11 protein-coding genes are annotated in these 10,597 nt (G+C 64.5%); 10 read left to right on the plus strand and 1 reads right to left on the minus strand.

The features are described from left to right. From ACXJ7R_RS15910 to ACXJ7R_RS15955, 10 genes are all read left to right on the plus strand, one after another. Window positions 1-489: RibD family protein (locus ACXJ7R_RS15910; protein WP_457152668.1), on the plus strand; the 489-nt coding region annotated here is incomplete at its 5' end. A 64-nt stretch (window positions 490-553) separates the two neighbouring features. Further along, complete coding sequence (locus tag ACXJ7R_RS15915; RefSeq protein WP_095081155.1) at window positions 554-1,171, plus strand: riboflavin synthase; 618 nt, start codon at window positions 554-556, stop codon at window positions 1,169-1,171. A gap of 112 nt (window positions 1,172-1,283) precedes the next feature. After that, window positions 1,284-1,739 carry a 6,7-dimethyl-8-ribityllumazine synthase gene (locus tag ACXJ7R_RS15920; protein ID WP_095081157.1) on the plus strand — a complete coding sequence of 152 codons (456 nt, stop codon included), beginning with the start codon at window positions 1,284-1,286 and terminating at the stop codon, window positions 1,737-1,739. Window positions 1,740-1,744: 5 nt separating this feature from the next. Then, window positions 1,745-2,245: a transcription antitermination factor NusB gene (nusB, locus tag ACXJ7R_RS15925; protein ID WP_095081158.1), complete on the plus strand. Its 501-nt coding sequence runs from the start codon at window positions 1,745-1,747 to the stop codon at window positions 2,243-2,245. Continuing rightward, window positions 2,242-3,459 (plus strand): MFS transporter, encoded by a 1,218-nt coding sequence (locus ACXJ7R_RS15930; RefSeq protein WP_457152669.1) that lies wholly within the window; start codon window positions 2,242-2,244, stop codon window positions 3,457-3,459. The genes nusB and ACXJ7R_RS15930 overlap by 4 nt, the downstream gene beginning before the upstream one ends. 175 nt (window positions 3,460-3,634) lie before the next feature. Beyond that, the gene (osmF, locus tag ACXJ7R_RS15935; protein WP_457152670.1) at window positions 3,635-4,546 is read left to right on the plus strand and encodes a glycine betaine ABC transporter substrate-binding protein OsmF; all 912 of its coding nucleotides are present in this window, start codon (window positions 3,635-3,637) and stop codon (window positions 4,544-4,546) included. 55 nt (window positions 4,547-4,601) lie between these two features. Continuing rightward, the gene (locus tag ACXJ7R_RS15940; RefSeq protein WP_457152671.1) at window positions 4,602-5,765 is read left to right on the plus strand and encodes an ABC transporter permease; all 1,164 of its coding nucleotides are present in this window, start codon (window positions 4,602-4,604) and stop codon (window positions 5,763-5,765) included. After that, a complete protein-coding gene (locus ACXJ7R_RS15945) occupies window positions 5,762-6,700 on the plus strand; it encodes an ABC transporter ATP-binding protein (protein ID WP_457152672.1) in 939 nt (312 codons plus the stop codon). Before ACXJ7R_RS15940 ends, ACXJ7R_RS15945 begins: the two co-directional genes overlap by 4 nt. Beyond that, the gene (locus ACXJ7R_RS15950) at window positions 6,697-7,446 is read left to right on the plus strand and encodes an ABC transporter permease (RefSeq protein WP_457152673.1); all 750 of its coding nucleotides are present in this window, start codon (window positions 6,697-6,699) and stop codon (window positions 7,444-7,446) included. The genes ACXJ7R_RS15945 and ACXJ7R_RS15950 overlap by 4 nt, the downstream gene beginning before the upstream one ends. A gap of 239 nt (window positions 7,447-7,685) precedes the next feature. After that, entirely contained in the window at window positions 7,686-9,827 is a 2,142-nt protein-coding gene (locus ACXJ7R_RS15955; RefSeq protein ID WP_457152674.1) for a sodium-translocating pyrophosphatase, read from the plus strand. Window positions 9,828-10,040: 213 nt separating this feature from the next. Here the strand turns inward: ACXJ7R_RS15955 and ACXJ7R_RS15960 are convergent, their stop codons facing one another. Then, window positions 10,041-10,556, minus strand: a complete 516-nt coding sequence (locus tag ACXJ7R_RS15960) for an outer membrane protein assembly factor BamE (protein ID WP_457152675.1) — start codon at window positions 10,554-10,556, stop codon at window positions 10,041-10,043. Window positions 10,557-10,597: the final 41 nt, after the last annotated feature.

Genomic DNA, 10,597 nt, shown 5'->3' on the forward strand with positions numbered 1-10,597 from the left:
GAGGATGACCCGGCATTGACGGTGCGCTTGCCGGGGCTGGAGAACCGGTCGCCGGCGCGCATTGTCCTCGACCGGCAGATCAGGCTGCCGGAGACCTCGAAGCTGGTTTCGGGCGTGGACCGGGTGCCGCTTTACGTCGCCGCCTGCCTGGAGGCCGATCCGCTGCGGCGGACCATGCTGGAGCGCGCCGGGGTGCGCTTCATCGGCACCGAAACGCATGAGGGCGGCGTTGCGCTGCCGGAACTGCTCGAGGATCTGGCCGCGCTCGGCATGGCCAGTGTTCTGGTCGAGGGCGGCGCCAAGGTTGCCGGCGCTTTCCTGGCCGAGGGGCTAGTCGACCGCATCGTGCTGTTCCAGGGATCGGAAGCGATCGGCGCCGACGGCATTGCATCGCCCATCGATGCCGACCATATCCCGGCAGGATTTCGAAAGCTCCGCGATATGCGTTTCGGTGAAGACAGCTACGCCGAGTGGATCAGGAACATTTAGACCACGATCCCGAACAGTGGGACCGGTTTTCGGACAGGATCATGGTCAAACGGAAGGATCACCGATGTTTACTGGAATTGTCACCGATGTCGGCACCGTCGCGACCGTCAAGCCGCTGAGGGAAGGGGTGGGGCTACGCATCGACACCGCCTACGATCCCGAAACCATCGCCATCGGCGCCTCGATCTCCTGCGGTGGTGTCTGCCTGACGGTTACCGCCTTGCCCGACAGCGGCACGAACGCGCGCTGGTTCGAGGTCGAGGCCTGGGAAGAGGCGCTCAGGCTGACGACGGCGACGAATTGGAAATCGGGCACGCGGATCAATCTGGAGCGAGCGCTGAAGATCGGCGACGAGCTTGGTGGTCACATCGTTTCGGGCCATGTCGACGGCATGGCCGAGATCATCGAGCGCAGGGATGAAGGGGACGCGGTGCGTTTTACCCTCGAAGCACCGCGCGATCTGGCGAAGTTCATTGCACCGAAAGGCTCGGTCGCGCTCGACGGCACCTCGCTCACCGTCAACAAGGTGGAAGGCACGCGCTTCGACGTGCTTTTGATCCACCACTCGCTGACCGTGACCACCTGGGGCGAGCGCAGGGTTGGCGACCGCGTCAATCTCGAGATCGACACCATGGCCCGCTACGCGGCGCGGCTGGTGGAGGCCGCAAAAGAGGGGCTTTGACGGTCACAGTCGGACGGACTTCCGCGGCAAACTGGGCACGTGCAACATCTTCTGCTTGCGATCAAACGGGCTTCGGCCTAAGTCACCGGCTCCGCCGGAGACGTGACGCAAAATGCCCAGGAACAAGAAACTCAAGCTGCTGATCATCGAAGCCCGCTTCTATGATGATCTGGCGGACGCGCTGCTCGAAGGCGCCAAGGCTGCGCTCGACGAAGCCGGCGCCAAGTACGATGTCGTCACCGTGCCGGGCGCGCTGGAAATTCCGGCCGTGATCTCCTTCGCGCTCGATGCCGCCGAGGGTGAGGGCACCGACTATGACGGCTTTGTCGCGCTTGGCACCGTCATCCGCGGCGAGACGCATCATTTCGATATCGTTGCCAATGAATCCGCGCGCGCCCTGATGGATATGTCGGTGCAGGAATCGATCTGCATCGGCAACGGCATCCTGACCACCGAAAACGACGAACAGGCCTGGACGCGCGCCCGGCGCACGGAAGGCGACAAGGGTGGCTTTGCCGCCCGCGCCGCGCTGACCATGATCGCCGTCAAGAAACGGCTCGGAGCCTGACCGGCGTGACGCAATCCGGAGACAACGACCGACCACCGGTACGCCAGGCCAACAAGCGCGGCGCTGCCCGGCTGGCCGCCGTGCAGGCGCTCTATCAGATGGATGTCGCCGGCAGCGGCGTCTTCGAGATCACCGCCGAATACGAGGCCTTTCGCCTCGGCAAGGAAGTCGACGGCGCGCTCTATCGTGAAGCCGACGCACAATGGTTTCGCGCTATCCTCGCCGGTGTCGTCGAGAACCAGAAGACGGTCGATCCGATCATCCGACAGGCACTGACCGAGGACTGGCCGCTGTCGAGGCTCGATTCGACGCTACGCGCCATTCTGCGCGCCGGCGTCTACGAGTTGATGAAGCGCGAGGATGTTCCCGTCGCCGTCATCGTCTCCGAATATGTCGATATCGCCAAGGCTTTCTACGAGGAAGACGAGCCGAAGCTGGTCAATGCTGTGCTTGACCGTGTGTCTCGCCGGGTGCGTGGCGAGGGGCGCGGCAAGGACGCATCATGACGGCAATCGCCGTCGAGGCAGGCAAGGATGCGCGGCGCACCGCTTTGATCCTTGCCGCATCGCAGGCGATCATCGGTTCTGCTGCCCCCATCGCCATCTCCATGGGGGGGCTGGCCGGGCAATATCTGCTTGGTCCCGACAAGTCGCTGGCAACAGCGCCGATCACCGGCTTCAACATCGGCGTGGCGCTCGGAGCGCTACCGGCAGCGGCCATCATCCGCGCGATGGGCCAGCGCGGCGGCTTCATGACCGGCACGATCGTCACTGCGCTTGGCGGGCTGGTTGCCACAGCAGCGCTTTTCCACGGCAGTTTCTGGCTATTCGCCTTCGGCCTGTTGGTGATCGGCATCGGCGGCGCCTTCGTCCAGCAGTTTCGATTTGCCGCCGCCGACAATGCGCCGCCGCAGTTCAAGGCTCGCGCCATCTCCTTCGTGCTGGCCGGTGGCATCGTCACCGCCGTCCTCGGGCCGCAGATCGTCATCTTCACCCGTGAATCGTTCGCGCCGGTGATGTTTGCCGGTTCGTTCGCAGCCATCCTGCCGCTGGCGGCCGTTGGCGCCATCATCCTGTCGTTCCTGCGCTTGCCGGAGAAGGTATCGGGCAAGGTGGAGATCGCCGACAGCGACGCCAGACCATTGGTCGAAATCGTCACCCACCCGCGCTTCGTCGCGGCGCTGTTCTGCGCCGTCGGCAGCTATGCGCTGATGAGCTTCGTGATGACTGGCGCGCCGCTGGCGATGGTTGGTTGCGGCCTGTCGGAGGACGATGCGACGCTCGGCATTTCTTGGCACGTCATGGCGATGTTCGCGCCGAGCTTCTTCACCGGCTCGCTGATCCATCGCTTCGGCGCCGAACGGATCGTCGCCACCGGGCTGGTCCTGCTCATCGGCTGCGCCACTGTCGCTCTATCGGGCCTGGCGCTGTGGCAATTCTGGACGTCGCTGATCCTGCTCGGCCTTGGCTGGAATTTCAGCTTCATCGGCGCCACCGCGATGGTGGCGGCCAGCTACCGGCCGTCGGAAAAGGGCAAGGTCCAGGGCTTCCACGACTTCGTCCTGTTCGGTTCTGTCGCTTGCGCGTCGCTGATGTCGGGCATGGTTTACAACGCCTGGGGCTGGACCATGCTTAACTGGATGGTCTTCCCTGTCACCGTTCTGTGCTTCGTCGCCCTCGGCGCGCTCAAGCTGACGGGACGGCGCAAAGCCGACGCCTGACCCGGTCGCCGCATGCCTGACACGCCCTGTCAGCATGGTGTCGGTCGAATACGCAGCGCCCGAACAAAATTATTGCGTCTGTGCCAGATGTTATGAAACCGTGTGCCCCGACTGGCCGTTGAAGCCATGCTCATATGCGGCCGCCGCATTCCGGTTCACAGCAAGGGATTTCACAATGTTTTCAGTCAAGGTTCTGGCCAGCGCGGCATTGGCGCTCGGCATCACGGCGGTTTCCGCCAGTGCCCAGGTCGTTGTCTCCTCGAAGATCGACACCGAGGGCGGTGTGCTCGGCAACATCATCCAGCTCGTTCTCAACGCCAACAACATCAAGACCACCGACCGTATCCAGCTCGGCGGCACGCCGGTGGTCCGCAAGGCGATCACCGCCGGCGAGATCGACATCTATCCCGAATACACCGGCAACGCCGCCTTCTTCTTCGAGAAGGCCGACGACCCGGTCTGGAAGGATGCCGCCAAGGCCTACGAGACGGCCAAGAAGCTCGACTACGACGCCAACAAGATCGTCTGGCTGTCGCCGTCGCCTGCCAACAACACCTGGGCGATCGCGCTGCGCAAGGAGGTCGCCGAGACCAACAAGCTCGCCACGCTCACCGACTTCGGCAAGTATGTCACGGGCGGCGGCCAGGTGGTGCTGGCGGCATCCGCCGAGTTCGTCAATTCGGCGGCCGCACTGCCGGCCTTCCAGACCACGTATGGTTTCACGCTGAAGCCGGACCAGCTGATCACACTCTCCGGTGGCGACACGGCGGCAACCATCGCAGCCGCCGCCAATCAGACCAGCGGGGCGAATGCCGCCATGGTCTACGGCACCGATGGCGGCATCGCACCGTCCGGCCTGGTCGTGCTCGAGGACGACAAGGGCGTGCAGCCGGTCTACCAGCCGGCGCCGATCATCCGCGAAAAGGTGCTGAAGGAACATCCCGAGATCGAAACGCTGCTGAAGCCGGTCTTCGCCAAACTCGACCTCGTCACGCTGCAAGAGCTGAACGGTCGCGTGCAGGTCGGCGGTGAGCCGGTCAAGGGCGTGGCCGAGGACTTTTTGAAGAAGAACGGCTTCCTGAAGTAGGACGATTCCGGCGCGCCGCATCCGTTGCGCGCCGGATCGACTGACGGGGGAGGGCGTGCAGATCCGGTTCGACAAGCTCGGCGTGGTCATCGCCGCGATAGTAGCTTACGCGGCTTTCGCTGCGCCCTTTGCCACGTTCCGCGCCAACCGCATCGTTCCCGGCCAGGCGCGCTCGATTCTCGAGGCGCTGCCGACGGCGACCGGGACGCTGCTGCTCGCCATCATTGTTGCCGCCGCACTTGTYGCGCTGTTCAGGACACCGCTTGTCCTGCGCCTCGTCGCCAGCGTGGTGGTGCTTACAGCGCTGGCGCTGCTGATTGGCGTCGCCGGAACATTTCTGACGCCGGCCGGCAACACCCTTGCGAGAGTGTCGCCAGCTTCCGGTTTCTGGATACTGATGTTCGCCTTCACGCTTCTGCTGGCCGATGTRCTGACACGGCTGAACCTGTCGCCATTGGCACGGGTCGGCGTGCTTGTTGTGGCGGCTTTGGCGATCGGCCTGCTGTTGATTTCGGGAAGCTGGGATAATCTGTCGATCCTCAAGGAATACGCCAACCGCGCCGACAGTTTTTGGGCCGAGGGCTCCAAGCATGTGACGCTGGCGCTCGGCTCGCTGGCCGCGGCTGTGATCGTCGGCCTGCCGCTCGGCATCCTCTGCCATCGCGTCGAAAGGCTGCGCGCCGGCGTGCTCAACGTGCTCAACATCATCCAGACCATTCCCTCGATCGCGCTGTTCGGCCTTCTGATCGCGCCGCTCGGCTGGGTCGCCACGCACGTGCCGGGAGCCGCCGCGCTCGGCATTCGCGGCATCGGCACGGCACCGGCTTTCGTCGCCCTGTTCCTCTATTCGCTGCTGCCGGTTGTGGCCAACACCGTGGTCGGTCTCGCCGGCGTGCCGCGCGCCGCCAACGACGCGGCGCGCGGCATGGGCATGACCGACCGGCAGCGCTTGTTCGGCGTCGAGTTTCCGCTGGCATTTCCGGTGATCCTCACCGGCATCCGCATCGTTCTGGTGCAGAACATCGGCCTCGCCACCATTGCCGCGCTCATCGGTGGCGGTGGTTTCGGCGTGTTCGTTTTCCAGGGGGTTGGCCAGACGGCGATGGATCTGGTGCTGCTCGGCGCCGTGCCGACGGTCGCGCTCGCCTTCGCCGCCGCCATCATCCTCGACGCAGTGATCGAAATGACCGCCACCAAGCGCAGGGTTGAAATGGCATGATCGAGATCGAAGGCATTACCAAGCGCTACGACGCGACAACGGTCGTCGATGACGTCTCGATGGTCATCGAGCCGCGCACGGTTTGCGTCATTGTCGGCACGTCGGGTTCCGGCAAGACGACGCTGCTGCGCATGATCAACCGGCTGGTCGAGCCGACGGCTGGCGTCATCAAGCTCGATGGCGCGGACAATCGCTCGCTGCCTGGTTACGAACTGCGCCGCAGCATCGGCTACGCCATCCAGGGCCACGGCCTGTTTCCGCATCGCACGGTGGCGCAGAATATCGCCACAGTGCCGGTGCTGCTCGGCTGGGACAAGGCCCGCATCAAGGCCCGCGTCGACGAGTTGATGACGCTCTACCAGCTCGATCCCGACGCGTTCGGGCCGCGCTACCCGCACGAACTGTCCGGCGGCCAGCAGCAGCGCGTCGGCGTTGCCCGCGCGCTCGCCGCCGAGCCCAACGTGCTGTTGATGGACGAACCGTTCGGCGCGCTCGACCCGATCATCCGCACCAAGGCACAGGAAGATCTGCTGGCGATCCAGAAACGCTTCGGCACCACAATCATCTTCGTCACCCACGATATGGAAGAGGCCGTCCACATGGGCGACAAGATCGCCGTCATGGATGCCGGCAAGCTTGTGCAGTACGCCAAACCCGCGGAGATCCTGGCAAATCCGGCCAGTGCCTTCGTCGAGACCCTGGTCGGCGCCAGCGAAAGGCCGTTTCGGTTGCTTTCGCTCGGCCGCGTGCGCGACGCCGTGGAGAGGGGCTCCGCCGAAGGCGAGGCGATCCCGGGCGACGCCAGCCAGCGCGATGCGCTGGCCGAATTGTTGTGGTCGGGCCGGCCGGCGCTGCCGGTCAAAGGCGCCGACGGCAAGCCGCTTGGCCGCGTCACCGTCGACGGCCTGGTCAAGCGCGCCGCGAGGCCGGCATGAAGGCCTGGCTTCCCTCGCTGCTCAGGCTGGCTTTGGTGGTGCTGCTGGTTGCCTTCGTCACCAATCCCGGCTGGTTCGAGCCGCTGCTGAAGCCGCTGACTGAGAACAATGCGCCGGTGATCTACAATCAGGGCAGCCTGCTGACGCTGACCTTGCTGCATCTACGCATCGTTCTGATCGCCACGGTGGCTGCGACCGTGGTCGCGGTCGCACTGGCCATCCTGGTCACGAGGCCCGCCGGCGTCGAGTTCCTGCCGCTGTCGCGCAGCCTGGTCAACATCGGCCAGACCTTTCCGCCGGTGGCGGTGCTGGCGCTTGCCGTGCCGGCGGTCGGCTTCGGCGAAAAACCGACGCTGATCGCGCTGTTTCTCTACGGCCTGCTGCCGATCTTCGAGAATGCGCTGACCGGCCTGACGACATTGCCGGCCAATGTCATGGAGGCGGCGCGCGGCGCCGGCATGACCGGTTGGCAAAGGCTCACCAAGGTCGAACTGCCGCTCAGCGCCCCGATCATCCTTGGCGGCATCAGGCTGTCAGTGGTGATCGGGCTTGCCACCGCAACCATCGGCTCAACCGTTGCCGCCAAGACGCTTGGGGAGGTGATCATCGCCGGGCTGTTGTCCAACAACCTCGCCTTCATCCTGCAGGGCGGCCTGATCGTGGCAGCCCTTGCCGTGCTGATCTATGACGGTCTTTCGGCGGTCGAACGCTACACGGCGCGCCGGATGGGYCGCGAAGTCGAGTAGCCAAGTGCCGCGTCGAGATCGATTTCAATCGATCTAATAGGACAATGCCGATGGCTGCGGTCTCGTGGCCCTATGCCTTTTGGGCGAAAGCCGGGCAAAAACCGAACAATATCTTGACGTTCGCAGCCCTGTTTCGCATACACCGCTGCGAAGAGGCGGATTCCGTGCACGGGTCCGGTCTTTGTCTCAACGGCCCAGGGAGGGGTTCTTTTGGGCCATCAATCGAGGAAAATCCGGCAATGACAATTATTTCCGCCGTCATCGCCTGCGGTCTGCTTTCTGTCCTCTACGCCATCTGGGCGACACGTTCGGTCCTCGCGGCCGATCAGGGCAATGCACGCATGCAGGAAATCTCCGCGGCCATCCGCGAGGGCGCGCAGGCCTATCTGGCGCGCCAGTACACCACGATCGCCCTCGTCGGCGTCGTCGTGCTCATACTCGCCTGGTGGCTGCTTTCCATCACCGCCGCGGTTGGCTTCCTGATCGGCGCCGTCCTGTCGGGCGCCGCCGGCTTCATCGGCATGCACGTTTCGGTGCGAGCCAATGTGCGTACCGCGCAGGCGGCCTCCAACAGCCTCGCCGCCGGTCTCGACATCGCTTTCAAGTCGGGCGCCATCACCGGCATGCTGGTCGCTGGCCTGGCCCTGCTCGGCGTGTCGATCTACTACCTCATCCTCACCCATTTCATGGGCCTTGAGCCCAATGACCGTATCGTCATCGACTCGCTGGTTTCGCTGGGCTTCGGCGCTTCGCTGATCTCGATCTTTGCCCGTCTCGGCGGCGGCATCTTCACCAAGGGCGCCGATGTCGGCGGCGATCTGGTCGGCAAGGTCGAAGCCGGTATTCCCGAAGACGATCCGCGCAACCCGGCCACCATCGCCGACAATGTCGGCGACAATGTCGGCGACTGCGCCGGTATGGCCGCCGACCTGTTCGAGACCTACGCGGTGACCGTCGTCGCCACCATGGTCCTCGGCGCGATCTTCTTCGGCGGCACCGCCATCCTGGGGGCAGCGATGCTCTATCCGCTCGCCATCTGCGGCGCCTGCATCCTGACCTCGATCGTCGGCACCTTCTTCGTCAAGCTCGGTTCCAACGGCTCGATCATGGGCGCGCTCTACAAGGGCCTGATCGTCACCGGCCTGTTGTCCATCGTCGGCCTCGGCGTCGCCACCTCGGTTACCCTGGGCTGGGGCGAGATCGGCGTGGTTGCCGGTATGGCCATCACCGGCAAGAACCTGTTCATCTGCGGCCTGGTCGGCCTCGTGGTGACCGGTCTGATCGTGGTGATCACCGAATACTACACCGGCACCAACAAGCGCCCGGTCAACTCCATCGCCCAGGCGTCGGTGACCGGTCACGGCACCAACGTCATCCAGGGCCTTGCAGTCTCGCTGGAATCGACGGCGCTGCCGGCGATCGTCATCGTCGCCGGCATCATCTCGACCTATCAGCTCGCCGGCCTCTACGGCACGGCAATCGCGGTCACGACGATGCTCGGCCTCGCCGGCATGATCGTTGCGCTCGACGCCTTCGGCCCGGTCACTGACAATGCCGGCGGCATTGCTGAAATGGCCGGTCTGCCCAAGGAAGTGCGCCACTCCACCGACGCTCTCGACGCGGTCGGCAACACCACCAAGGCGGTGACCAAGGGCTACGCCATCGGTTCGGCGGGTCTCGGCGCGCTGGTGCTGTTTGCCGCCTACTCGAACGACCTGAAGTTCTTTGCCGCCAATGGCGACAAGTATCCGTACTTCCAGGGCATGGGCGAGATCTCCTTCGATCTCTCCAACCCCTACGTCGTTGCCGGCCTGATCTTCGGCGGCCTGATCCCGTATCTGTTCGGCGGCATCGCCATGACGGCCGTCGGCCGTGCGGCCGGCGCCATTGTCGAGGAGGTGCGCAAGCAGTTCCGCGAGGATCCGGGCATCATGGCCGGTACGTCGAAGCCGAACTACGCTCGCGCTGTCGATCTGCTGACCAAGGCGGCGATCCGCGAGATGATCATCCCGTCGCTGCTGCCGGTGCTGGCGCCGCTCGTCGTCTATTTCGGCGTGCTGCTGATCTCGGGCTCGAAGGCGTCCGCCTTTGCCGCCCTCGGCGCCTCGCTGCTCGGCGTCATCGTCAACGGCCTCTTCGTCGCCATCTCGATGACCTCCGGCGGTGGCGCCTGGGACAACGCCAAGAAGTCGTTCGAAGACGGCTTTGTCGACAAGGACGGCGTCAAGCACCTCAAGGGTTCCGAAGCGCACAAGGCTTCGGTGACCGGCGACACGGTCGGCGATCCCTACAAGGACACCGCCGGTCCGGCCGTCAACCCGGCAATCAAGATCACCAACATCGTCGCGTTGCTGCTGCTGGCCGTGCTCGCGCACGGCTGAGCCATTGGCCCCAAGACAAAACCCGCGGGGAGCGATCCCCGCGGGTTTTTTGTTGCGTCGATGACCGGCCGCCCTTCAGTTCGTCCCTTTGGCGAGGCCTCGCTGCGAGCCTTGCCGACTGATCTTCCATAACAAAAACCCGCAGGATCGCTCCCGCGGGTTTTTGGTCGCCTGAGATGGTGCTGCTCTCCTCGAGGGAAGGCAGGTCTGAGATCAGGGAGTGCCGCCGCCCGGGATGCCGGGGGCCAGCTTGCTGGCGCCGTTGATGATCTGGCTGAGGAAGTTCTGGTCCTTGCCGCCGGTCGGCGTGGTGCGTGAGATGAAGTCGAACACCTTGCCGTCCTTCAAGCCGTAATTGGCGATCTGGGTGACGCGACTGTCGGGGCCGAAATAGACCGCCAGCACATGCTGGTCAATGAGGTGCGGCTTGTCGAAGGCGACGTAGCGCTTGCGCGTCTGCGAAATGTAATAGAAGGCCTCGTTGTCGAAGGTCGCCGTCGTCGACGGCGTGCCGAGCGCCAGAAGCACCTGCTCGCGGCTCGATCCGACCGGAACCAGGTCGATCGCCTGCTGATCGATCACATAACCCTGGGTGAGGGTTTCGCTCGGGCTGAGGTCACCGATCATCTTGGAGGTGTGGCAGGCGGACAGCGCCGAAACAATCACCAGTAGCGAGATCGCACCGGCGGGCCGGGACGAGAAGGTCGACTTGAAATTCAGCGCGCGCAACAACAACTCCATTAGCTGGCCGCAACTTGCGCTGGGCCGCA

This window comes from Mesorhizobium sp. P5_C1 (assembly GCF_054049815.1).